The sequence below is a fragment of the Aeromonas bestiarum genome (assembly GCF_028751155.1).
GTDB lineage: Bacteria > Pseudomonadota > Gammaproteobacteria > Enterobacterales > Aeromonadaceae > Aeromonas > Aeromonas bestiarum.
Genome location: NZ_CP064746.1, coordinates 156800 through 179054 on the forward strand (window position 1 = coordinate 156800; position 22255 = coordinate 179054).

A 22255-nucleotide genomic window follows, 5' to 3' on the forward strand; every position below is an offset into this window, starting at 1 on the left:
GGCCCGTGACGGGCCTGTTTCGATCAGAGGTGGCGGGCGTGGAAGCGCAGGTGTGCCTCGATGAAGCTCGCCACAAAGTAGTAGCTGTGGTCATAGCCGGCATGGCGGTTGAGCTCCAGCGGCCAGGCCTTGCTGGCGGCCGCATCGGCCAGGGCATCTATGTGCAGCTGCTCGGCGAGGAAGGGGTCGTCCAGCCCTACATCCAGCAAAGTCGGCAGCGGCGTCACCTCATGGTGGCGCAGCAGCTGGCAGGCATCCCACTCCTGCCACAACAGCGGATTGTTGCCGAGGTAGGCGCCGAGCGCCTTCTGGCCCCAGGGGCAGCGGCTCGGGTGGCTGATGGGGCTGAAGGCCGACACAGAGCGGTAGCGACCGGGCTCGCGCAGGGCGGCGATGAGCGCGCCGTGGCCGCCCATGGAGTGGCCGCTGATGGCACGCCGGGTCGAGACCGGGAAGTGGGTCTCGATGAGCTCGGGCAGCTCGCGGGTGACGTAGTCATACATCTGGTAGTGATCGCGCCAGGGATGCTGGGTGGCATTGACGTAGAAGCCGGCCCCCATGCCGAGATCGTAAGTGGGGTCGTCCGCCACGTCTTCGCCACGCGGGCTGGTGTCCGGTGCCACCAGGGCTATGCCGAGCTCGGCGGCGATGCGCTGTGCCCCCGCCTTCTGCATGAAGTTTTCATCGGTGCAGGTGAGGCCTGAGAGCCAGTAGAGCACGGGTACCTTCTGGCCTGTGAGGGCCTGGGGCGGCAGATAGATGGCGAAGCGCATCTCGCAGCCGAGCAGGCTGGAGCTGTGGCTGTAGCGCTTGTGCCAGCCATCGAAGCTCTTGTTGCTGCTGATAATGTCCAGATTCATCGAGGAACTCCTGCACCCCGCCCGCGCTGACGGGCGGGGTGATCATGCTCAGTAGTGGATGACGGTGCGGATGCTCTTGCCTTCGTGCATCAGCTCGAACGCCTCGTTGATCTGCTCCAGCGGCATGGTGTGGGTGATGAAGTCATCGAGGCGGAACTCACCCTGCATGTAGCGCTGCACGTAGCTCGGCAGTTCGCTGCGACCGCGCACGCCGCCGAAGGCGCTGCCGCGCCAGACCCGGCCTGTGACCAGCTGGAACGGACGTGTGCTGATCTCCTGGCCGGCGCCGGCCACGCCTATGATGACAGACTCGCCCCAGCCCTTGTGGCAGCACTCCAGCGCGGCGCGCATCACCTTGACGTTGCCGATGCACTCGAAGGAGAAGTCGACGCCGCCATCGGTCAACTCGACGATCACTTCCTGGATGGGCTTGTCATAGTCGTTCGGGTTGATGCAGTCGGTGGCCCCCAGCTTGCGGGCCAGCTCGAACTTGCTCTCGTTGATGTCGATGGCGATGATGCGGCCGGCCTTGGCCAGACGGGCGCCGATCACGGCGGAGAGGCCAATGCCGCCCAGCCCGAAGATGGCGACGCTCTCACCCTCTTTCACCTTGGCGGTGTTCATCACGGCGCCTATGCCGGTGGTGACGCCGCAACCCAGCAGGCAGACCTCTTCCAGCGGGGCGGCCGGGTCCACCTTGGCGATGGAGATCTCGGGCAGTACCGTGTATTCGCTGAAGGTGGAGGTGCCCATGTAGTGATAGATGGGCTGACCGTCCTTGGAGAAGCGGGTGGTGCCGTCCGGCATCAGCCCCTTGCCCTGGGTGGCGCGGATCTTCTGGCACAGATTGGTCTTGCCGGATTTGCAGAACTTGCACTCGCCGCATTCCGGGGTGTAGAGCGGGATCACGTGATCGCCGACCTTGACGCTGGTGACGCCGGCGCCGACGGATTCGACTATGCCGCCGCCCTCATGGCCCAGGATGCAGGGAAAGACTCCCTCCGGATCCTCACCGGACAGGGTGAAGGCATCTGTGTGGCAGACGCCGGTGGCGACGATCCGCACTCGCACTTCACCGGCCTGGGGTGGCATGACCTCCACCTCTTCGATGGAGAGGGGCTGGCCCGGTCCCCAGGCGATGGCGGCTTTACACTTGATGCTTTGAACCTGTGCCATGAATGACATCCTTCTTGTTGCGGTAGGTGAACAGAGATGAACTCAGGTATGCAGTGTAGTTTCCCTTCGATTTGGTGATAATAAGGCTAAATATCAAATCACTTTTACACACAGGTAATAATGCTCGGCTGGGAAGGGATCTGTGAATTTGTCAGCGTGGCGGAGCAGGGGGGCTTTACCCCGGCGGCGCGCAAGCTGGGGGTGTCGGTGGCTCAGGTGAGCCGGCAGGTGGCGCAGCTGGAAGACAGGCTGCAGGCCAAGCTGCTGCTGCGCACCACTCGTCAGGTGCGGCTCACCGAGCTTGGCGAAATCTACTATCGCCACTGCCGCCAGCTGCTGGACAACCTCTACGAGGCGGAGCTGGCGGTGGGGCGCCATCAGGCTGTGCCGCAAGGGTCTTTGCGGATCACGGCGCCCGTCTCCTATGGTGAGAGCCGCATCGCCCCGCTGGTAAACGACTTTATGGTGCGTTTCCCCCAGCTGGAGGTGACCCTCAACCTCACCAACCAGCTGCTGGATCTGGTGCACGAAGGCTACGATCTGGCGATCCGGCTCGGTCACCTCAAGGATTCGACCCTGGTGGCGCGCAAGCTGGCGCAGCGGGTGCCCTATGTGTGCGCCTCGCCGGCCTACACGGCCCGTCACGGCATCCCCAACAGCCTCTCCGAGTTGACCCGCCACCGCTGTCTGGTGGGTAACAGTGACGACTGGTACTTCACCCTGGACGCTCGCCCTCACAGCGTGCGGGTGCACGGTCTGCTGCAGTGCAACAGCGGCCACGCCCTGCTGGACGCGGCGCTCAAGGGGATCGGCATCATCCAGCTGCCGGACTACTACGTGAGCGACCATCTGGCGCGGGGCGAGCTTGTCGAGCTGCTGCCCGAGCTGCGGGCACCGGAGGAGGGGATCTGGGCCCTCTACCCCCACAACCGCCATCTCTCCCCCAAGGTGCGGCTGCTGGTGGACTACCTGGCCGAGCGGCTCAGCGATCCCCATCAGCCCGCGCTGGTGCGACCGGTTGGTTGAGGGGCGGGCGGCATGAAAATGGAGATAAAAAAGGCCCGCTTGTGCGGGCCTTTTGGTATGGCATGAAGGAGAGGGCTATTCCCGTTCCTTGACGTAGGGGGTGCCGAGCGCCTTGGGGGCCACCGCCTTGCCGATGAAACCGGCAAGCAGGAACACAGTCAGTATGTAGGGCAGCGCCTCTATGGCCTGCACCGGAATGGCGAAGCCACCTATGCTGACCCCTTGCAGCCGGATGGCGACCGCATCGAGGAAGCCGAACAGCAGGCAGGCCGCCATGGCATTCCAGGGGCGCCACTTGCCGAACACCAGCGCTGCCAGCGCCATGAAGCCCTTGCCCGCGCTCATGTTGGGGATGAACTGGGCCGTCTGGGCTACCGCCAGATAGGTGCCACCTATACCGGCCAGCAGGCCGCCTATGATGAGCGCGGTATAACGCATCCGCACCACGGAAATGCCGGCGGTGTCGACCGCCGCCGGCGCCTCGCCCACGGCGCGCAGACGCAGGCCGAAGCGGGTGCGGAACAAGACCCACCAGGCCAGGGGCACGGCGGCAAACGCCACGTATTCCAGCAGGGAGTGGCCGCTCAGCAGCTCGCTGTAGAGCTGGCCTATGACGGGCACGTCATACAGCTCCTTGGCGTAGGGCAGATCTATGGGGGCGAAGCGGGCCGCACCGGACAGCGCCGGGGTCTGGCCACCCTGATCGAACCAGTAACGGCCCAGGGTGACGGTCAGACCGGCCGCCAGTATGTTGATGGCCATGCCGCTCACCACCTGATCGCCCCTGTGGGTGATGGTGGCAAAGCCGTGCATCAGGGCGAACAGTATGGAGACGCCCACACCCGCACCCAGACCAATCCAGGCAGAGCCGGAGACGGCCGCCGCCGCGCCGCTGGCGAACGCCGCCGCCAGCAACTTGCCTTCCAGCGCTATGTTGACCACACCGGAGCGTTCACAAAACATGCCCGCCATGGCGGCCAGGATCAGCGGCGGTGCTGTCCGTATGGTGGCATCCAGCATCAGGATCAGAGTTTCGAACATGATCAGACTCCCTTGGCTTGCGCGGATGAGCGGTTGGCAAACGCCAGATAGAGCTGCTCGATGCGCGGACGCATCATGTGCTCAAGGGCGCCACAGAACAGGATCACCAGACCCTGCAGCACCACCACTATGTTGCGGTCGACCCCGAACTCGAAGCTGAGCTCGGCGCCCCCCTGATAGAGGAAGCCGAACAGCAGGCTGGCGATGATGACGCCGACCGGGTGGTTGCGTCCCATCAGGGCCACCGCGATACCGGTGAAGCCGAAGCCTTCCACGAAGTTGAGCTTGATCTGGTGCAGTTCACCTTGCAGCACGTTGAGGGCGAAGAAGCCCGACAGCATGCCGGAGATCACCATGGCCAGGATCACCACCTTGGGATAGGAGATGCCCGCATAGGCGGAGGCGCTCTGGCTGGCGCCCACGGAGCGGATCTCGTAGCCCCAGCGGGTATGCCAGATGAAGACCCAGACCAGGGCCGCACAGATCAGCGCCCAGAAGAAGCTGATGTTGAGCGGGCTGTTGGGCATCTCCATGCCGAAACCGCTCGCCAGCTCGCTGACCTTGGGCAACCAGCTCGCCTCGGCAAACACCTTGCTTTCGGTCGCCATGGAGCCCGCCGGCTTGAACACCTCGACCAGCAGGTAGGCCATCAGGGAGGCGGCGATGAAGTTGAACATTATGGTGGTGATGACGATGTGGCTGCCGCGTTTGGCTTGCAGCCAGGCCGGGATGAAGGCCCAGGCAGCACCGAACAGGCCACCGGCTATGATGGCCAGCGGCAGCAGCAGGGCGAACGGCAGGGAGTCGCCGAGCAGCAGGCAGACCAGGCCGACGCCGAGGCCGCCGATATAGGCCTGACCTTCACCGCCTATGTTGAACAGGCCGGCATGGAAGGCCACCGCCACCGACAGGCCGGTGAAGATGAAACCGGTCGCGTAGTAGAGGGTGAAACCGACCCCTTCTCCTGTGCCGAAGGCGCCGTACCACATGATCTTGGCGGCATCGACCGGGTTGATGTCGAGGTAGTAGAACAGGATGGCCGACACCAGGAAGGCCAGCAATATGTTGACCGCGGGCAGCACGCCCACGGAGATCCAGGCAGGGATACGTGCTTGGCTCATGAGCGAGCCTCCTTGGCAATCTGGTCGGGGACTGGTGCGTTGACCATCATCAACCCCATTGTTTCACGGAAGGGGACCTGGTTCATGATGTGGCTCCTTGCGATTGGTTTGCCGCCACCTCGTCGGGAACTATGTTCGCCATCATAAGACCTATGGTGCGCTCATCCGCCTTGGCGCCGTCCAGCTCACCGACGATGCGACCGTCGGCGATGACCAGGATCCGGTCAGACAGGCTCATGATCTCGTCCAGCTCCACCGACACCAGCAACACGGCCTTGCCCTTGTCGCGCATGGCGATGATCTGCTGGTGGATGTACTCGATGGCACCGATATCGACCCCGCGGGTCGGCTGGCCGATCAGCAGCACATCCGGGTTCTGTTCCACTTCCCGGGCGATCACCAGCTTCTGCTGGTTGCCACCGGAGAAGTTGGCGGTCTTGTGGTCGGGATGGGGCGGGCGCACGTCCCACTTGTCCATCTTGGCCTGGCAATCCTGCAGGATCGCCTCCTTGTTCTGCAGCCAGCCCTTGTTGTACTGGGGGCGGCGGTGATAACCCAGGATGAAGGCCTCTTGCGCCTCAAAGCGGTTGATCAGCCCCATCTTGTGCCTGTCTTCCGGCACATGGCCTAGCCCATAATTTCGCACCCGCTCGGGATCGGCCGGATGCGCCACGCTCACCTCGTGCGCCTGACCATTGCCTGTGATGGTGAAGCTGCCCTTGCTGGGCTTGATGATGCCGCCGAGCAGGCTGAGCAGCTCGGACTGGCCGTTGCCGGAGACGCCGGCGATGCCGACCACTTCACCGGCCCGCACCTCGAAGCTGACGGATTTGACCCGCTCCACCTTGGCATCGTCGAAGTAACTGAGCCCGTTGACCCTGAGCTTGGCCTCGCCCGGCTGGGTCGGGCCCTTGTCGACCTTGAGGCGCACCTTGCGGCCCACCATGAGTTCGGCCAGATGCTCCTTGTCGGTATCCTTGGTGGCGACGTGGGCCACCATCTCGCCCCGGCGCATGATGGAGACCTGATCCGTGATGGCCAGGATCTCCCGCAGCTTGTGGGTGATGAGGATGATGGTCGCGCCCTGATCCCGCAGCTTTTTCAGCACCTCGAACAGGTGATCCGCCTCTTGCGGGGTCAGCACCCCGGTCGGCTCGTCGAGGATCAGGATGCGGGCACCGCGATAGAGCGCCTTGAGGATCTCGACCCGCTGTTGCAGGCCCACCGGCAGATCCTCGATCTTCTCGTGCAGCGGCACGTCGAGACCATAGTCCCGCGCCAGCTCGCCGAGCAGCTTCTCGGCCGCCGCCAGGCTCTGGCCCAGGTGCCAGCCGTTTTCCGCGCCGAGGATGACGTTCTCCAGCACGGTGAAATTGTTCACCAGCATGAAGTGCTGGTGCACCATGCCCACGCCTGCGGCGATCGCATCTTGTGAGCCATGGGGTTTGAAAGGGTTGCCGTCGATGAACATCTCGCCTCTGTCGGCGTGGTAGAAACCGTAGATGATGCTCATCAGAGTCGACTTGCCGGCGCCATTTTCGCCGACGATACCGTGAATACTGCCTTTTTGAACCTTAAGGTCGATCTGCTTGTTGGCGTACACTTCGCCGAACCGCTTATCGATACCCCTTAATTCGATGGCATAGCGATCTGTCTGGTCCATGATGCAGTCCTTGCGGGTCATGAAGAGAGACTAAAAACCGGCCCGTACGGGCCGGTCGTTGGGTTGAGAGTAGTAGCGGTTACTCAGTATTTGCAGCTGTTGTCGCTCATATAGTCATGAACTTTGACCTTGCCGGAGATGATGTCGGCCTTGATGACGTCAACCTTGGCTTTCATGTCTGCGCTGATCAGCTTCTCGTTGTCTTTGTCGAGTGCCCAATCCACACCACCCTCGGCCAGGCCCAGGTTCTTGATACCCGGTTTCCAGGTGCCCTTGGCGGCGTCATCCCAGGTCTGATAAGCGGCCAGACCCACGGATTTGACCATGGAGGTCAGCATGGTGCCCGGTTGCAGGTGGTTCTGGTTGGAATCCACGCCGATGGCGAACTTGCCTTCATCCTTGGCTGCCTGGTAAACACCGATACCGGTACCGCCGGCCGCGGCGTAAACCACGTCGACGCCCTTGGCGAACTGGGACTTGGCTAGCTCGGCACCCTTGGCCGGGTCAGCAAACGCCGCCGGGGTGGAGCCTGTCATGTTCTGGAACACTTCGATCTTCGGATTGACGTACTTGGCACCCTGCTCGTAGCCGCACTCGAACTTGCGGATCAGCGGGATATCCATGCCGCCCACGAAGCCGACCTTGCCGGTCTTGGAGGCGATGGCCGCCAGCGCACCTACCAGGAAGGAGCCTTCATGCTCCTTGAAGATGAGGGACTGCACGTTCGGCTTGTCGACCACCATGTCGATGATGGTGAACTGGGTTTTCGGGAATTCGGTCGCGACTTTCTCGACGGCCGAGCCCATGTTGAAACCGACGGCGACGATCGGGCCGTTGCCACGGCTGGCCAGACGACGCAGGCCCTGCTCACGCTGGGCTTCGTTCTGGGGTTCGAACTCCTTGACCTTGACGCCTTTGTCCTTGTTGTAGACTTCGACGCCGTTACGGAACACGGCTTCGTTGAATGACTTGTCGAATTTGCCGGCGGTGTCATAGATGACGGCGGGCTGGGAAGCTGCCTGAGCAGAAAGGGCAGCGAGAGTGAGGGTGGCAACGGTGGCCAGCTTGAGCACTTTAGTCACGATCGTATCCTTGATTGTTATGTGAGGGTCCACAACCTGCCGGAGCAGGCCATAAAGCACGCTGGCTAACTGTAAGTGAGCCACGGTGCGGGTCAAGGAGATCATAAAGGAAAAACGTTTGCGGTAACGGTTTGAAATATAAGCAAATCAATTTATAAGTGGTTGTTTTGATGCCTGTTTTCAGATTTAAATTCTGCAAAAACAGGGTTTCAAATGACATTTTTGTTTATATTCATATGGTTATAAGCAAGCGTTTTCGCCCGGCTGGCTAAAAAGTGGTTTCTATTGGTGCCTGTTTATGTTCTACGCCCGTTTTGGCTTCTCTCGACCCAGGCCCGACATACCCGATGGCGTCGGTCGTTCACGCCGATTTGGTCTGTGGCGCCACAGGTCGTATAATCCCCGCCTGTATAAATAAACAGGAGTGGTGATGGACGTTTCAACCCTGCTCGACGGGCTCAACGACAAGCAAAGAGATGCCGTTGCGGCGCCCCGCAGCAACCTGCTGGTGCTGGCCGGCGCCGGCTCGGGCAAGACCCGGGTGCTGGTGCACCGTATTGCCTGGCTGATGCAGGTGGAGCGTTGCTCACCCTTCTCCATCATAGCCGTGACCTTCACCAACAAGGCCGCCGCCGAGATGCGCGGTCGGGTCGAGAAGGTGTTGGGCAGCATGCAACGCGGCATGTGGATAGGCACCTTCCACGGTATCGCCCACCGTCTGCTGCGGGCCCACCATCTGGATGCCGGTCTGCCGCAGGATTTCCAGATTCTCGACTCAGACGACCAGTACCGTCTCATCCGCCGCGTCATCAAGGCGCTCAACCTAGACGAGAAGCACTGGGCTCCGCGTGCCGTGATGAGCTACATCAACGGCAAGAAGGACGAGGGCTTGCGCCCCGGCGACATCGACCTCTACGGCGACCCCGTCACCCGCACCTATCAGCAGATCTACCAGACCTATCAGGAGACCTGCGATCGCTCCGGGCTGGTGGACTTTGCCGAGCTCTTGCTGCGCGCCCACGAGCTGTGGCTCAACAAACCGCACATCCTCGAGCACTACCGCGACCGCTTCCAGAATATCCTGGTGGACGAATTCCAGGATACCAACGGCATCCAGTACGCCTGGCTGCGGATGCTGGCAGGGGATTCCGGCAAGGTGATGATAGTTGGCGATGATGACCAGTCCATCTACGGCTGGCGCGGCGCCAAGATAGAGAACATCCAGCGCTTCCTGACCGATTATCAGGGCGCCGAGACCATACGCCTGGAACAGAACTACCGCTCCACCGCCAACATCCTCAAGGCCGCCAACTGCGTCATTGCCAACAACTCTGAGCGGCTCGGCAAAGAGCTGTGGACCGAGGGGGCCGAGGGCGACCCGATTTCCCTCTATGCCGCCTTCAACGAGGTGGACGAGGCCCGCTTCGTGGTGGGCCGTCTCAAGGATTGGAAAGAGAAGGGGGGCCTCCTGGCCGACTGCGCCATCCTCTACCGCTCCAACGCCCAGTCGCGAGTGCTGGAAGAGGCGCTGATGCAGGACGCCATGCCCTATCGCATCTACGGCGGCCTGCGCTTCTTCGAACGTCAGGAGATCAAGGACGCCATGGCCTACCTGCGCCTCATCAACAACCGTGGCGACGATGCCAGCTTCGAGCGGGTGGTCAACACCCCGACCCGTGGCATAGGCGATCGCACCCTGGAGATACTGCGCGCCAACGCCCGGGATCAGGGCCAGAACCTGTGGCAATCGGCCAAGGGGCTGCTCAACGACAAGGTGCTGACCGGTCGCGCCGGCAACGCGGTGCGCGGCTTCGTCGATCTGCTGGATGCGCTGGAAGAGAAGGTCTCTCTATTGCCGCTGCATCAGCAGGCGGACATCGCCATCCAGCACTCCGGCCTCAAGGCCATGTATCTGGCCGAGAAGGGCGAGAAATCCCAGGCGCGGGTGGAAAACCTGGACGAACTGGTCACCGCCTGCCGCCAGTACCAGCGCCCGGACGAGCTGGAAGACATGAGCGATCTCTCCGCCTTCCTCGCCCATGCGGCGCTGGAGTCTGGCGAGAATCAGGCGGACGAATATGCCGATGCGGTGCAACTGATGACATTGCACAGCGCCAAGGGGCTGGAGTTCCCGCTGGTGCTGCTGGTCGGGGTGGAGGAGGGGATGTTCCCCAGCCAGCAATCCACCGAGGAGTCGGGCCGGTTGGAAGAGGAGCGCCGCCTCTGTTACGTGGGCATGACCCGCGCCATGGAAAAGCTCTACATCTGTTATGCGGAGAGCCGCCGTATCTATGGCCGCGAGATGTTCCACAAGCCGAGCCGCTTTATCCGCGAGATGCCCGCCGAGTGTCTGGAAGAGATCCGGCTGCGCACTCAGGTGAGCAGACCCACCCAGTACGGCCGCTTCAGCCAGAACGAGGTGCAGCAGAGCTTCGACGCCAGCGGCATCACGCTCGGTCAGCGGGTGCTGCACCCGAAATTCGGCGAAGGCATAGTGCTCAACTTCGAAGGGGTCGGCCAGCAGAGCCGGGTGCAGATCCAGTTCGACGAGGTCGGCGCCAAGTGGCTGGTGACGGCGTATGCCAGATTGGAAGCGCTTTGATTATTCCCGCTCTTGATGCAACCAACCCGGCTTAGGCCGGGTTGGTTTATATATCATAGCTTTATTATGCAATAATTTTTATTTATAAGAAAAATCCAAAGTTGCTAACTCACTCATAATCTCTAGGCGAACCACTAATAGTTAATTTGTAATCTGACAAACCGAATCTACCTATCTGTGGTGTACAACTAGCGATTATATTAACTGACAATTCTCGACCGATAACATCATCTTCTTTTCGATGATGACCACTAGCATAACCACTCATTGAGACTTCAAATCCGTCATTAAATTTAAAACTATCGACGGCTATCTCTAGGTCATCAAATATAGTGTCAGTCTCAGCCATTGGGCCTGATAATTCCTCACTATTAAGAATGTCATAACTTGTTTCATTGACCATATCACATATCTTTTCCGCTAATTCATCAGCAGATAACAAATCTATGTTGAAACCCTCCAATATCATCTGAACATGATCAAAAAGTAACTCTCCAGATATTATTTCTTCATTGTCATTTTCAGCGCTTGCTATATTGCTAAGCTTATCAGCCAAATATACTGAATCGTGATAGATGAATTTTATTTCATCTAACTTTGAGTTGTTGAAATTTTTATCATTGATCAGCATATCTATGGTGTCATACCCAAACATGGCAGCGATAGTGTTAGTTAATCCACTAAGGCTCATGGTCACGCCATCTTGTTGGATGCTATTTGAAAGCAAATTCATCCATTGATACAAGATAGGAAAGCGATTTGAAGCTAACGTTGCCCTATGAATTACGGCTTGCCTTTCAAATTTCATTTTTTCTGTGTCCTCTTGTCGTTTTTTCACTTCAAGCTCGACACGTAACTTCTCTGCCTGAGAACTTTTTATTTCCAACTCTGCACGTTTGTTTTTTGTCTTTAAATCGATATATTCCATTATCTTGTTACGGCGTTCACTTTTCCGCATCTCCTCTTGAAGATCCATTTCAATTTCTTGAGTAAGAAACTCTTTTTCAGGATTTGCTCTAAGCCTGACTTTGTTAAGTTGTTTCTGAGCCTTTGCCTGGTTAATATCCAATTCTATAGCTTGCTTGTGCTGTGATAAAATAACGGCATTCTGTTTTTGTTTTACCCATAGTGATAAATGTGGAAATACAAACAGATATAATAGCGTCAGCATTAATGGAAGGATTATCAGATCTACATCATAAAGTAGATTTGTGATGTGCATGGTATCAACCATGTATTTTATTCTTTCATCAATTGAGGCTGTTCCTAAAAAGAGGGTTCCAACTTATCCCAGTTGCATATACACCAAGAGAAAATAAAGGTGCCAATTATAGGGTCTTTAACCCTTATTCTGGCATTACCTTTAATGGAGCTCCATATATCCTCTAATATTCCCACTCTCACTCCCATCGGCAAAAATAGTTTTAATTTCGGATTGTTAATGTAACAAAAATACGCCTAATCTTATGATATATTTACATAAAATCTGTGACATCGATCTTTTAGTAGATGGCGTAGCTGGTGAAGCTACGCCGTTTTCTTTAATTGAAGGGCCGTAGGTTCGATTAGCGAAGCGTAATCGGACGATCGCGTAAGACGTTCGCGTAATCGGACGCTTACAACGGAACAACCCTTTTAGGGGTTTGCTCCAATCCCCCCAATCCCCCCAATCCCCCCAATCCCCCCAATCCCCCCAATCCCCCATCCACCGACCCGCACCAATCCGGCGGATAGACGCCGCTCGCCACATAACGATGGAAGGTGGAATATGGCCAATCGGCCACCCGCGTAACATGACCATGCTTGAGCGGGTTGATATGGACGTAATCCATATGGTGGCGGTAATCCTGCTCATCCCGGATCAGATGTTCCCAATAATGGCGTTGCCAGATGCCCCGCTCCCCGTGACGAAACCGCGTCTGGCTGCGGCGCTCGTTTACCGGCAAGGCGCGGGAAAAGTGACTTTTGATCAGCCGCCAACGCAGGGGGAAATCGGTGTCCCCCTCCGGGAAGAACATCTGGGACACCCATCTTTCTGAGTAAGCCGTAGCCAAGCTGGTGATGGGATGATTGGCTCGGTGGCCGGAGCGGGAGCGACTAGGTGACGGTTCTGGCTTTTAAAGCCTCTTGTTCAGGCATGCGTCATGCCCGGCATCAGATGACATGCCGGGGTGTGATATGAAGTGGGACTCGCGATTCAAAGAGGCGGCTGGTGACATCGCCGCTGGCCGCAGTGCTGCGCGAACAGCTGGCAATGTTCCCTGTCACCCACAGCTCTGATGCCTTGCCGCCGGAACATCGTCACTTGTCGCAACCATTGCGCAGTATCAAGGCCAAGTCGTTGCAGGATGGGGGCAAGGTGAGCCGAAATATGGCCCCGTTTGTCGGTTCTGATGGCTCGTCCTGTCCAGTCGACCAACGCCAGATAGTCGGTAAAGAGGTAGGGCAGGCCATCACTTCTGCTGGAGAACGGCAGCAAAATCTGGGACACCCATCTTTCTGAGTAAGCCGTAGCCAAGTTGGTAATGAGTAAAAGATGGGTGTCCCAATATGCCCTTTCCCAATGTGCCCTTGTCTATGGCCATTCCTTGTCGCGGCGGTTATGGGGTGGGGGTGATACTGCGGGGGGATGCGCTATAGTGGGGCGGCTCGTTTAACTGCCTTCAACCAACCGAGAACGCACCATGAACCGTGATATTGCTGCCCAGTTTATCAAGATGCTGACCAACCTCGACCTGTGCCTGGCCAAGGCCGCCGCCCATGCCGAGGCGAAGCAGTTCAATGTGGAGAACTTCTTCGGCGATCGGCTGATCGTCGACATGCTGCCGCTCAGCAAACAGGTGCTGATCTGCTGCGATTCGGCCCGTGCCTGTGTCGCCACCGCCAGCCATGGCGAGCAGCCCGTGATGGGGGATGAGCCCAGGACCATGGCGGATCTGCGTGCCCATATCACCAAGACCATCGCCTTTTTGCAGAGCAAGCTGGATGCCGATTTCAGCCAGTTCGAGAGCGGTCGCTATGTTCCCCACTGGGCGGGCGGCAAGGGGATGGATGGCCATACCTGCGTCCATGAGTACGCCATCCCCAACTTCTATTTCCACCTCTCCATGACCTATGCGCTGCTGCGCCGGGCCGGGGTCGATCTCGGCAAGCGCGACTATCTGGGCGGGTTGAACCTGCAATAAGTCTCAGGGTTGCCGGAATGAAGAGAGCCTGCCAGGTGGCAGGCTCTCTTTTTATGGGCTGGCTGACGCGCGCAACCCGCTCGGGCCTGTGCCCGGCTACTCCCCCGGGATCTCGGGTTCGACCAGGGCGGCCAGCTGGGTCAGGGACTCCTGCCAGCCGAGATAGCACATCTCCACCGGTATGACCTCGGGGATCCCGGCCTGCTCTATGGCAAGCTCGGTACAGAAAACCTGGGACATCCACCTTTCTGGATAAGCCGCAACCAGGCTGGTGATGAGGTGATGGATGGTTCGGTGGCCAGAGCGGGAGCGACAAGGTGACGGTTCTGGCCTTTAAAGCCTCTTGTTCAGGCAGCGTCATGCTTGGCATCGGATGACATGCCGGGTGTGATATGAAGTGGGGACTAGCGATTCAAAGAGGCGGCTGGTGACATCGTTGCTGGCCGCAGTGCTGTGCGAACAGTTGGCAATGTTCCCTGTCACCCACGGCTCTGATGCCTTGCCGCCGGAACATCGTCACTTGTCGCAACCATTGTGCAGTATCAAGGCCAAGTCGTTGCAGGATGGGAGCAAGGTGAGCCGCAATATGGCCCCGTTTGTCGGTTCTGATGGCTCGTCCTGTCCAGTCGACCAGCGCCAGGTAGTCGGTAAAGAGGTAGGGCAGGCCATCACTTCTGCTGGAGAATGGCAGCAACAGAGGTGGCAATGGTGCTGTGGGTTGTTGGTCAGCGAGGCGCTGCTTGATGCTGGTGTAGTCGCTCTCTTCCGGTCTGTCGGCAATCGCAGCCCGTATCGGATTGAGGTCAACGTAGGCCATGCAGGCCAGCAGGGCTGACTTGGTGAGCAATGCCTGACTTTTGAAGCGCCCTTCCCAGAAATGGCCCTTGCAACCATCTTCCAGATTGGCCTGGCGGGCCAGGTTTTCATTGAGCAGCCGAACGAACCAGCTGATGGAATGCAGCCGCTCACGCCATTGGGCTATCAGCTGTTGTACGACCATGAGTTCCGGTTCAATCAGGGATTCCCCCTGATACCAGCGCCGCACCAGCAGGGGCCACTGAAACAGTGCAGCCCAACGCTCGGCTATCTCCCGCTCGTTCCAGTTGGTGGCCGTATCAGGCTCAACTTTGAGCACCAGGTGGTAGTGATTGTTCATCACCGCATAAGCGCAGACGCCGATGGCAAACAGTCGCGACAGTTGGCTCAGCTTGTCGACCACCCACTGGCGTCTGTGTTCGTAACTCTGGCCGGAATGGGCATCTTCGCCGCACAAGAAGGCCCGCCGTACGCAGCGACTGACCACATGGTAGTAAGGCGTATCTTGCAGACTGATTTGACGGGAACGGGCAATGGTCATGGCAACCTCCTGCGATATCCCTTTCAGTCAAGAACAGAGGTAAAGCGCTGTCAAAAAGGTGGGTGTCCCAAGATGCCCTGGTCGATGGCCATACCTTGTCGCGGCGGTTGTGGGGTGGGGGTGATACTGCGGGGGGATGCGCTATAGTGGGGCGGCTCGTTTAACTGCCTTCAACCAACCGAGAACGCACCATGAACCGTGATATTGCTGCCCAGTTTATCAAGATGCTGACCAACCTCGACCTGTGCCTGGCCAAGGCCGCCGCCCATGCCGAGGCGAAGCAGTTCAATGTGGAGAACTTCTTCGGCGATCGGCTGATCGTCGACATGCTGCCGCTCAGCAAACAGGTGCTGATCTGCTGCGATTCGGCCCGTGCCTGTGTCGCCACCGCCAGCCATGGCGAGCAGCCCGTGATGGGGGATGAGCCCAGGACTATGGCGGATCTGCGCGCCCATATCACCAAGACCATCGCCTTTTTGCAGGGCAAGCTGGATGCCGATTTCAGCCAGTTCGAGAGCGGTCGCTATGTCCCCCACTGGGCGGGCGGCAAGGGGATGGATGGCCATACCTGCGTGCATGAATACGCCATCCCCAACTTCTATTTCCACCTCACCATGACCTACGCCCTGCTGCGCCGGGCCGGGGTCGATCTCGGCAAACGGGACTATCTGGGCGGGTTGAACCTGCAATAAGTCTCAGGGTTGCCGGAATGAAGAGAGCCTGCCAAGTAGCAGGCTCTCTTTTTTGGGCTGGCCGACGCGCGCAACCCGCTCGGGCCTGTGCCTGGCTACTCCGCCGGGATCTCGGGTTCGACCAGGGCGGCCAGCTGGGTCAGGGACTCCTGCCAGCCGAGATAGCACATCTCCACCGGTATGACCTCGGGGATCCCTGCCTGCTCTATGGCAAGCTCGGTACCGCAGAGCACACCGGTCAGGCGGATGGTCACCCGCATCTCTCCTGGCAGGTTGGGATCGTCGAAGCTGTCTGTGTAGCGAATGTGCTTGCCGGGTTCGAGCTCGAGGTACTCACCGCCGAAGGCGTGGCTGTGGCCCGTGCCGAAGTTGGTGAACGCCATCCGGAAGTGGCCGCCGACCCTGGCTTCCAGCTGCGCCACCCGGCAGGTGAAGCCGTGGGGCGGCAGCCACTTGGCCAGCGCATCCGCCTCGATAAAGGCCCGATAGACCCGCATCGGCGGTGCCTTGAGCACCCTGTGCAGTCGTACTGTTCCCATCGTCATGGTCAACTCCTCCTGATTGAGATCCGCATCAAGGATAGTCGTCAGCGCTGGGTCATTCCGGTATGAGCGCCGGATCAGAAGGGGCCGTTACTCTCGCGCAGCCGGTCTGGCAGGCCGTCGTGATCGCCCATGTCGCGGGCGGGCACCTTGTCCCAGTGGCGCTTGCCGATCTGGCGGTTGTACTCGGGGTGCAGGGCGTAGTGGATGCGGTTGTCGGCGCGATCCCTGTCCCCCACGCAGAGTAGCCGCACCGGCTCATCCGTGTTGTTGATAAAGGTGTGGGCCAGGCCGTCGCCCGCCTTGAAGCCGACCGAGTCACCGGGCTGCAGCCGATGGAGCACGCCGTCGAGCCAGACGTCCGGGGTGCCTTCCAGCACGTGGACGAACTCGTCCTCGGTCTCTTCGGCGTGGGGCCAGCTGGTGCGATGGCCGGGCTCGACCAGCTCGTGGTGAATGCCGATGCGGCTGAAGCCAAAGTGCCTGCCGAGAGCGCTGCCGCGCGACATGCGCTCTTCACTGCCTGGGTAACATCCCGGCTCCGGCTCTTGCAGCTCGCGCCAGTGCTTGATGCTGGGGTGACGGTTCATGACGGCTCCTTGTCACAGAAAGGGGAAATAACCGGCCCCATCCGCAGGGCGCACGGGCCGGGAGGTGGCAAGCCGGACTAGCGGCCCAGATTGTCGGCCAGCTGTTTGGCGCGACTGGCGGCCCACTGATCGATCATCTTCTCCATCTCGTCGGCCGTGATGGGGGAGTCCTTGTGGGTGGTATCCGGGCTCTCGCGGGCATCCATCACCCGCACCAGCAGCTTGCCGCTTTGGGAGTCGAGCAACTGGGCCATGCTGCCCACCTTGAGCAGATAGGGCTCCTTGCCGATCACTTCGCGGGTGACGTTGATGGCCACCATGCCTGCGATTACGGCTCTCTTCATCTCTGCTCCTGATATGCATGACCTTTGCATCCGATGCGCAAGGCGTTGCAAGAGAAATAACCGATTCAAAGAGCGCCCACAAGAGGAAGCCGTGGCCCGTTCAGCCGTCATCCAAGTTATCGGGGAGGGGGCTTTGCTTGCCGCTGGCTGGGTGGGCTGGCCTGCCTCCGTGCCGGCAGGTGACGGGACCATGGAACCCGGCGCCGCCGTCACTTCCTTTCGCTAACACTGTGATTTTTCGATGGATCGGCAAGGATTTGATCAAGGTTGCGGTTATTGCGGCCATTCGCTCATATAATCGCCGCCATGAAAATGATTCGGAAGGATTCGATGGTCACGCTGATGGCGGCCCTGTGCGGGCTGCTCTGCACCTGCCTGGTATGGGCGGCGCCCGCCCCCTTTGTCGCCATCCCGACCGGGCCATCAGCGGCCAGGGCGACGACGGCTCAGGTCAGCATGGAACCGCTGCTCTCCTGGTTTACCGGCGAGTTCTCCAGCCGCGAGCAGGCCAGTTATGACACCCGTTTCACCAGCGCCGAGCTGCGGCTGGTGGAGATCTGGCCCGGCTACAAGGGCTTTCGCTGGGTCTATGCCGAGCAGTTCCTGACCGAGCGGGCGGTGCGCCCGTTTCGCCAGCGTATCTACCGTTTCTCTCCCGTCCCCGATGGCCGCATCCTGATGGCCGAATTGACCATGCCCAGAGCCGTCGACTTCGCCGGGGCCTGGCGCGACCCCAGTCTGCTGAACTCCCTCACCCCGCAACAGCTTTCCCTGCGTCAGGGCTGCGAGATCTGGCTGACTCGCCAACCCTCGGGGGAGTACGCGGGCCACAGCAAGGTCGGCAGCTGCTCCACCAATTTCGGCGGCGCCAGCACTCTGGTGCAGTACCTCTGGATCGGCCCCGACAGCGTCAGGCTGCTGGACCGGGCCTACGACAACGAGGCCCATCAGCGCTGGGGCAGCCCGGGCGAGGGCTATGTCTATCTGCGCAAGGCGACACTGCGCGGAGAGTAACCCGGTCTGGCCTGCCTCTCAGGCGGGCAGATCCAGCTCATGACGGTGGTCGCTGAGGTAGTCGATCAGCAGCCGCAGGCGCAGCGGCATGGGCTCCCTGGCCGGGTAGAGCAGATTGACCGGGCGCGGGGCGGGCAGGGCATCCGGCAGTATCTCCAGCAGGGCGCCGCTGGCCAGCTCCTGGCTCAGCAGGGCCCTGGGTTGCAGCACTATGCCCGCATGATTCAGGGCCGCCACCTTAAGGGCACTGCCATGGTTGCTGATGAACTGGCTGTCCCACAGGTGCAGATGTTCGAGGGGGAACTCCTCGGCCAGGCTCGACTGCGTCAGCCAGGGGGTGAAACCCAGGCAGCGGTGACGGGCCAGATCCGCCAGTTCGAGCGGAGTGCCGTGGCGTTGCAGGTAGTGTGGTGAGGCACAGAAGACCGAGGCCGAACTGGTCAGTGGGCGGGCTATGTAGGCGGCATCCTTGGGAGTGCCGACCCGAAAGATGAGGTCGAAGCCGTCGCCGATCACATCGACCAGCCGATCGCAGAGATCCAGTTCGATGCGGATCTGCGGGTACTGCGCCATGAAGCGACAGAGCAAGGGGGTCAGCCGATAGCTGCCAAAGGTGATGGGGGCATTGATGCGGATCTTGCCCGCTGCCTGACCCGTGTGGGCCCGGGTGTTCTGCTCCAGCTCCCGATAGTGTTGCAGCAGGTTCTGGCAACCGCCGAGGTATTCTCTGCCCGCCTCGGTCAGGCTCTGGCAGCGGGTGTTGCGGTTGAGCAGGCGGGAACCGACCCTGGCCTCCAGCCATTTGATGTATTTGCCGATCATGGCCGGCGTCATCTCGAATCGCTCCGCCACGGCACTGAAGCTGCCTGCGCGGGCGACCTCGACGAAGATCTCGATGGCGGTCAGACGATCCACTCTAAACTCCTGGTTTATAAAGCCGAGCGCCACTATGTCTGGCTGGCGAAGAGGCTGTCAATATACTGGGCGGCACTTGCACGACGATGGAATACCCTGTGATGAGCCTCGAATATTACGCCCTCTACCTGCTGCTCGCCGTGGGGACTGTGCTCAGTCCCGGCCCGGCGGTGATCTACACCATAGGCAACACCCTGACCCGGGGAACCCGCCACGCCATCGCCGGCTTTGTCGGGGTGGCGGTGGGGATATTGATGGTGGCGACCCTGGCCTCGCTGGCGGTGCTCTGGTTTACCCACTGGCTGGCCGGGGGGCAGCAGATCCTCACCCTGGGGGGCGCCTTCTATCTGCTCTATCTGGGGGTGAACTCCTGGCGTCAGCGCGCGGTCAGCACGGTCGTGGGGGCCTCCACCGATCGGGATTGCGGCCGCAGTTTCGCCAAGGGAGCGCTCATCAGCCTGCTCAATCCCAAGGCGATCATCTTCTTCACCAGCCTGTTTCCCCAGTTCATCGATTTTCGTCAGGGGGCGCTGGGCCAGTGCATGCTGCTGGCGCTGACCTTCAGCGCCGTGGTGCTGGTGGTGCACGGGGGCTACTGTCTGGTGTTTCGCTGGGTGGGCATGCAGGGATATGGCGAGCGCTTCGCCAAAGGGATCAACCGGTTGTCGGCGGTGATGTTCACCGGCTTCGCGATCCTGCTGCTGATCAGGGCGCTGAGCTGAGATAAAAGGAGAGTCCTGGCGGGATAGCAATCCGGCCGGGATATAAGGAAAGGTATTTTGACGGGATGGCGCCCTTGTGCGCCATCCCGTCACGTCATCAAAGCTTGAACAGCGGCCGCAGGCGGATGCCGATCAGGCTGCCGGCCAGGGCCATCAGCATCCAGACCCAGCCGTGCAGGCTACCGGAGGCTGTGCCGTCGAAGAAGCCGCCGAGGTTGCAGGCGCTGTACATGGCGCCCATCCCCATCAGCAGGCCGCCGAGGATGGATGCCAGGCTGTTGCCGAGGCGCATCGGGGCGAAGGTGCCGCCACCGCTGATGCAGCGCGCCAGCATGGCCCCCAAAATGCCGAGCCAGAACATGCCGACCATGGGGTTGATGAAGAGTGGCTGGGCCAGTTTCGGGTTCCCCTCGAACAGACCGAACAAAGAGGCGCCACGCAGCGCCATGTCATAGACGGCGCCCGTGATGGTCCAAGCTGAGCCGTGCAGGGCCACCACGCTGGAGTTGAGCAGGGCGATCAGGATGCCGCCGGTCAGCACGGTGAAGCGGCCGTCACGCCAGAACAGGTTGCCACCGCTGAAGAGGGGCTTGAGCTCGCCGGTACGCTTTAGTTCGCTGTTGCGAAACAGCAGGAAGAGCACGGCGACCAGCGCCAGGTTGAGCAGCATGCCGCTCCAGATATTGCCGGTCAGATCCTTGGCCAGCACCACATGGCTGGAGAAGGTGGCATCCAGCATGGGGCGGAACTGGTTGCTGATCAGGGTGCCTATGCCGTAGCAGAGCAGCACCAGCCAGAAGCGGGGTTGCCCCTCGCCGCAGCAGTAGAGGGTGCCGGTGGCGCAGACGCCCGCCAGCTGCATGCCGAGGCCGAACAGGAAGGCGCCGACGATGAAGGGAATGCCGATGGCCATCACGTTGCCCACCATGGCATCGCCAAACAGGGCGTGACTAAAGGAGAGGAAGCAGGTGAACAGCAGGATTTCGATGGCGATGGTGAGCAGGTGAACCCGCACATAGTAGCTGTTGCGCTTGGTCAGCATCTCGCGCCAACCGAATACGATGCCGAAGCGGCTGAAGGAGAGGGTGAAGCCGAAGCCGAATCCGATCAGGGCCATCAGGGCCCATTTCATACCAAAGGTGTTGCCGAGCCAGAGTAACGCTCCCCCCGCGAGTGCCACGATGGGGAGCGACCATTTTCGATTCATGTTGTTGTTTCCTGTGCGTCATGAGTGAGTGAAGCCGTGCATCCTATTCCCACATTGAGTCCGATTCCAGCGCGGATCCGCGCCTGTGGCGGAAAATGAAAGCAAAACCCCATCCAGATCAATTCCTGGCAAGGGCCCCTGGCGAAATGAGGATGAATCTATTTCAGGCTCTGAAAATAATGATGTGGCGAGTGTGAAACTAATTAAATTGAAAAAGATGAATTTAAATTTTGCGCCGTCGAATGCTTTTGGGTAGAATCTCGGCGTGTTATCAACAGATGGAAGGATATTATGGAAAGCGACAGTTGTAGCCGATTGCAAATCGCGATGTGGGCTTACCAGAGCTGAGGTTGATATCCTGTCTTCCCCCTCACTCTGATCGCTCAGAGTGCAGCATCTATATGAGTCACCTTCGACTCTCACAACCGCTTAATCCCGGCCTTCATCAGGGATTGCCGTTGTAAATCTGGATTGTTCCGCTCACCTGCGAGCCATGCCGCCTCGCGACCCCTGCAATTGAACGCTTCATCATGCGCCCCGGGTGCTGCCCGTCAGGGCCGCCACAGCGTCGGATCCGTGCATCCGTGCCGTGGCCGGGAAGTGATCGAGCGTAAAATAACAAGATGGACAATACCATATTGAAAACGGATTCGTTTTCGATAGGACAGGTTGCGAAATAAAATAATCAACGTGATTGCTCAATATATTTCGGTCGTAACAAGAGTTACGCCGTAATATTTCCATGGGGTGCGGTTTTCTCCGTTATCTTCACCCGCCCGGCATCGCTGATATTATTACCTGCCCAGCATCCAGTTATTTCAAGCTGTCGTTATCCTTATTTCCTTTATGGGTGTATGCCGCCCTGGTGGCGGGATCACCGGACTCATCCGCCGATAATGCAGACCCGCGGGTCATGCCCGCCAGCGACAGTGCATCTGGCTGTCAGTGGCCGCGCCCGACTCTCTCCACCCCACTCGGAGGATATCGTATGACCGAAGAGCCCAAGCCTCGACCCTCGGGGTCCACGCCTCCCCACGCCTGATCCCCCTGCGGGTAACAGGATGCGGAGTCCTGATCCCTGATAGCCCCTACCTGCTGGCAAGCTTGCCCGACAGA

General features: G+C 59.7%; 21 protein-coding genes and 1 pseudogene. 7 read left to right on the top strand and 15 right to left on the bottom strand.

What is annotated here, in order from left to right:
- Nucleotides 1–23 precede the first annotated feature (23 nt).
- On the bottom strand, nt 24–860 hold the full coding sequence (fghA, locus tag IU367_RS00715; protein ID WP_241280474.1) for an S-formylglutathione hydrolase: 837 nt from the start codon (nt 858–860) through the stop codon (nt 24–26).
- 48 nt (nt 861–908) lie between these two features.
- Nucleotides 909–2036 carry an S-(hydroxymethyl)glutathione dehydrogenase/class III alcohol dehydrogenase gene (locus tag IU367_RS00720; protein ID WP_098981066.1) on the bottom strand — a complete coding sequence of 376 codons (1128 nt, stop codon included), beginning with the start codon at nt 2034–2036 and terminating at the stop codon, nt 909–911.
- A gap of 120 nt (nt 2037–2156) precedes the next feature.
- Between IU367_RS00720 and IU367_RS00725 the strand changes: the two genes are divergently transcribed.
- Nucleotides 2157–3062, top strand: a complete 906-nt coding sequence (locus tag IU367_RS00725) for a LysR substrate-binding domain-containing protein (RefSeq protein WP_043554608.1) — start codon at nt 2157–2159, stop codon at nt 3060–3062.
- Between the two features lie 75 nt (nt 3063–3137).
- Here IU367_RS00725 and IU367_RS00730 read toward each other — a convergent pair whose 3' ends face one another.
- From IU367_RS00730 to IU367_RS00745, 4 genes are all read right to left on the bottom strand, one after another.
- Complete coding sequence (locus IU367_RS00730) at nt 3138–4103, bottom strand: ABC transporter permease (protein ID WP_042866829.1); 966 nt, start codon at nt 4101–4103, stop codon at nt 3138–3140.
- A gap of 2 nt (nt 4104–4105) precedes the next feature.
- Nucleotides 4106–5224, bottom strand: a complete 1119-nt coding sequence (locus tag IU367_RS00735) for an ABC transporter permease (RefSeq protein WP_042866832.1) — start codon at nt 5222–5224, stop codon at nt 4106–4108.
- An 82-nt stretch (nt 5225–5306) separates the two neighbouring features.
- The gene (locus IU367_RS00740) at nt 5307–6887 is read right to left on the bottom strand and encodes an ABC transporter ATP-binding protein (protein WP_241280475.1); all 1581 of its coding nucleotides are present in this window, start codon (nt 6885–6887) and stop codon (nt 5307–5309) included.
- An 83-nt stretch (nt 6888–6970) separates the two neighbouring features.
- A complete protein-coding gene (locus tag IU367_RS00745) occupies nt 6971–7969 on the bottom strand; it encodes a BMP family lipoprotein (RefSeq protein WP_043139487.1) in 999 nt (332 codons plus the stop codon).
- A gap of 430 nt (nt 7970–8399) precedes the next feature.
- Here IU367_RS00745 and uvrD point away from each other — a divergent pair, with 430 nt between their 5' ends.
- Nucleotides 8400–10571, top strand: a complete 2172-nt coding sequence (gene uvrD, locus IU367_RS00750) for a DNA helicase II (RefSeq protein ID WP_103472655.1) — start codon at nt 8400–8402, stop codon at nt 10569–10571.
- A 109-nt stretch (nt 10572–10680) separates the two neighbouring features.
- Here uvrD and IU367_RS00755 read toward each other — a convergent pair whose 3' ends face one another.
- Together IU367_RS00755 and IU367_RS00760 are read right to left on the bottom strand one after the other, a co-directional pair.
- The gene (locus IU367_RS00755; RefSeq protein WP_274453184.1) at nt 10681–11805 is read right to left on the bottom strand and encodes a caldesmon family protein; all 1125 of its coding nucleotides are present in this window, start codon (nt 11803–11805) and stop codon (nt 10681–10683) included.
- 382 nt (nt 11806–12187) lie between these two features.
- Nucleotides 12188–12589, bottom strand: coding sequence for an REP-associated tyrosine transposase (locus IU367_RS00760; RefSeq protein ID WP_274453185.1), 402 nt, complete (start codon nt 12587–12589; stop codon nt 12188–12190).
- Between the two features lie 194 nt (nt 12590–12783).
- Between IU367_RS00760 and IU367_RS22040 the strand changes: the two genes are divergently transcribed.
- Together IU367_RS22040 and IU367_RS00770 are read left to right on the top strand one after the other, a co-directional pair.
- Nucleotides 12784–13074: a hypothetical protein gene (locus IU367_RS22040; RefSeq protein WP_337999329.1), complete on the top strand. Its 291-nt coding sequence runs from the start codon at nt 12784–12786 to the stop codon at nt 13072–13074.
- Nucleotides 13075–13255: 181 nt separating this feature from the next.
- Nucleotides 13256–13756: a DUF1993 domain-containing protein gene (locus IU367_RS00770; protein WP_274453186.1), complete on the top strand. Its 501-nt coding sequence runs from the start codon at nt 13256–13258 to the stop codon at nt 13754–13756.
- A 96-nt stretch (nt 13757–13852) separates the two neighbouring features.
- Here IU367_RS00770 and IU367_RS00775 read toward each other — a convergent pair.
- Both IU367_RS00775 and IU367_RS00780 read right to left on the bottom strand, forming a co-directional pair.
- Nucleotides 13853–13987, bottom strand: a pseudogene (locus tag IU367_RS00775) (polyketide cyclase); the annotation flags it as partial.
- 181 nt (nt 13988–14168) lie between these two features.
- The gene (locus IU367_RS00780) at nt 14169–15113 is read right to left on the bottom strand and encodes a transposase (protein ID WP_274453187.1); all 945 of its coding nucleotides are present in this window, start codon (nt 15111–15113) and stop codon (nt 14169–14171) included.
- 191 nt (nt 15114–15304) lie between these two features.
- Here IU367_RS00780 and IU367_RS00785 point away from each other — a divergent pair, with 191 nt between their 5' ends.
- A complete protein-coding gene (locus IU367_RS00785; RefSeq protein WP_274453188.1) occupies nt 15305–15805 on the top strand; it encodes a DUF1993 domain-containing protein in 501 nt (166 codons plus the stop codon).
- 95 nt (nt 15806–15900) lie between these two features.
- On the opposite strand, the gene IU367_RS00790 is transcribed toward IU367_RS00785, so the two are convergent.
- The 3 genes from IU367_RS00790 to IU367_RS00800 all read right to left on the bottom strand — a co-directional run bounded on the left by IU367_RS00790 (nt 15901) and on the right by IU367_RS00800 (nt 17311).
- Nucleotides 15901–16350, bottom strand: coding sequence for an SRPBCC family protein (locus IU367_RS00790; RefSeq protein WP_274453189.1), 450 nt, complete (start codon nt 16348–16350; stop codon nt 15901–15903).
- A gap of 74 nt (nt 16351–16424) precedes the next feature.
- Nucleotides 16425–16937 carry a cupin domain-containing protein gene (locus IU367_RS00795; RefSeq protein ID WP_274453190.1) on the bottom strand — a complete coding sequence of 171 codons (513 nt, stop codon included), beginning with the start codon at nt 16935–16937 and terminating at the stop codon, nt 16425–16427.
- Nucleotides 16938–17014: 77 nt separating this feature from the next.
- Entirely contained in the window at nt 17015–17311 is a 297-nt protein-coding gene (locus IU367_RS00800) for a DUF3313 family protein (protein ID WP_274453191.1), read from the bottom strand.
- Nucleotides 17312–17611: 300 nt separating this feature from the next.
- On the opposite strand from IU367_RS00800, the gene IU367_RS00805 reads away from it, so the two are divergent.
- Entirely contained in the window at nt 17612–18295 is a 684-nt protein-coding gene (locus tag IU367_RS00805; RefSeq protein ID WP_241326368.1) for a chromophore lyase CpcT/CpeT, read from the top strand.
- Nucleotides 18296–18313: 18 nt separating this feature from the next.
- Here IU367_RS00805 and IU367_RS00810 read toward each other — a convergent pair whose 3' ends face one another.
- Nucleotides 18314–19210 carry a LysR family transcriptional regulator gene (locus IU367_RS00810; RefSeq protein ID WP_241280483.1) on the bottom strand — a complete coding sequence of 299 codons (897 nt, stop codon included), beginning with the start codon at nt 19208–19210 and terminating at the stop codon, nt 18314–18316.
- 101 nt (nt 19211–19311) lie between these two features.
- On the opposite strand from IU367_RS00810, the gene IU367_RS00815 reads away from it, so the two are divergent.
- The gene (locus IU367_RS00815) at nt 19312–19932 is read left to right on the top strand and encodes a LysE family translocator (protein WP_274453192.1); all 621 of its coding nucleotides are present in this window, start codon (nt 19312–19314) and stop codon (nt 19930–19932) included.
- A 97-nt stretch (nt 19933–20029) separates the two neighbouring features.
- Here IU367_RS00815 and IU367_RS00820 read toward each other — a convergent pair whose 3' ends face one another.
- Complete coding sequence (locus IU367_RS00820) at nt 20030–21139, bottom strand: YeeE/YedE thiosulfate transporter family protein (protein ID WP_274453193.1); 1110 nt, start codon at nt 21137–21139, stop codon at nt 20030–20032.
- Nucleotides 21140–22255: the final 1116 nt, after the last annotated feature.

Excerpts from the sequence above, each read along its gene's own strand:
- fghA (WP_241280474.1), bottom strand. The coding sequence starts at position 860 with ATGAATCTGGACATTATCAGCAGCAACAAGAGCTTCGATGGCTGGCAC.
- IU367_RS00720 (WP_098981066.1), bottom strand. The coding sequence starts at position 2,036 with ATGGCACAGGTTCAAAGCATCAAGTGTAAAGCCGCCATCGCCTGGGGA.
- IU367_RS00725 (WP_043554608.1), top strand. The coding sequence starts at position 2,157 with ATGCTCGGCTGGGAAGGGATCTGTGAATTTGTCAGCGTGGCGGAGCAG.
- IU367_RS00730 (WP_042866829.1), bottom strand. The coding sequence starts at position 4,103 with ATGTTCGAAACTCTGATCCTGATGCTGGATGCCACCATACGGACAGCA.
- IU367_RS00735 (WP_042866832.1), bottom strand. The coding sequence starts at position 5,224 with ATGAGCCAAGCACGTATCCCTGCCTGGATCTCCGTGGGCGTGCTGCCC.
- IU367_RS00740 (WP_241280475.1), bottom strand. The coding sequence starts at position 6,887 with ATGGACCAGACAGATCGCTATGCCATCGAATTAAGGGGTATCGATAAG.
- uvrD (WP_103472655.1), top strand. The coding sequence starts at position 8,400 with ATGGACGTTTCAACCCTGCTCGACGGGCTCAACGACAAGCAAAGAGAT.
- IU367_RS00755 (WP_274453184.1), bottom strand. The coding sequence starts at position 11,805 with ATGGTTGATACCATGCACATCACAAATCTACTTTATGATGTAGATCTG.
- IU367_RS00760 (WP_274453185.1), bottom strand. The coding sequence starts at position 12,589 with ATGTTCTTCCCGGAGGGGGACACCGATTTCCCCCTGCGTTGGCGGCTG.
- IU367_RS00770 (WP_274453186.1), top strand. The coding sequence starts at position 13,256 with ATGAACCGTGATATTGCTGCCCAGTTTATCAAGATGCTGACCAACCTC.
- IU367_RS00780 (WP_274453187.1), bottom strand. The coding sequence starts at position 15,113 with ATGACCATTGCCCGTTCCCGTCAAATCAGTCTGCAAGATACGCCTTAC.
- IU367_RS00785 (WP_274453188.1), top strand. The coding sequence starts at position 15,305 with ATGAACCGTGATATTGCTGCCCAGTTTATCAAGATGCTGACCAACCTC.
- IU367_RS00790 (WP_274453189.1), bottom strand. The coding sequence starts at position 16,350 with ATGACGATGGGAACAGTACGACTGCACAGGGTGCTCAAGGCACCGCCG.
- IU367_RS00795 (WP_274453190.1), bottom strand. The coding sequence starts at position 16,937 with ATGAACCGTCACCCCAGCATCAAGCACTGGCGCGAGCTGCAAGAGCCG.
- IU367_RS00800 (WP_274453191.1), bottom strand. The coding sequence starts at position 17,311 with ATGCAAAGGTCATGCATATCAGGAGCAGAGATGAAGAGAGCCGTAATC.
- IU367_RS00805 (WP_241326368.1), top strand. The coding sequence starts at position 17,612 with ATGGTCACGCTGATGGCGGCCCTGTGCGGGCTGCTCTGCACCTGCCTG.
- IU367_RS00815 (WP_274453192.1), top strand. The coding sequence starts at position 19,312 with ATGAGCCTCGAATATTACGCCCTCTACCTGCTGCTCGCCGTGGGGACT.
- IU367_RS00820 (WP_274453193.1), bottom strand. The coding sequence starts at position 21,139 with ATGAATCGAAAATGGTCGCTCCCCATCGTGGCACTCGCGGGGGGAGCG.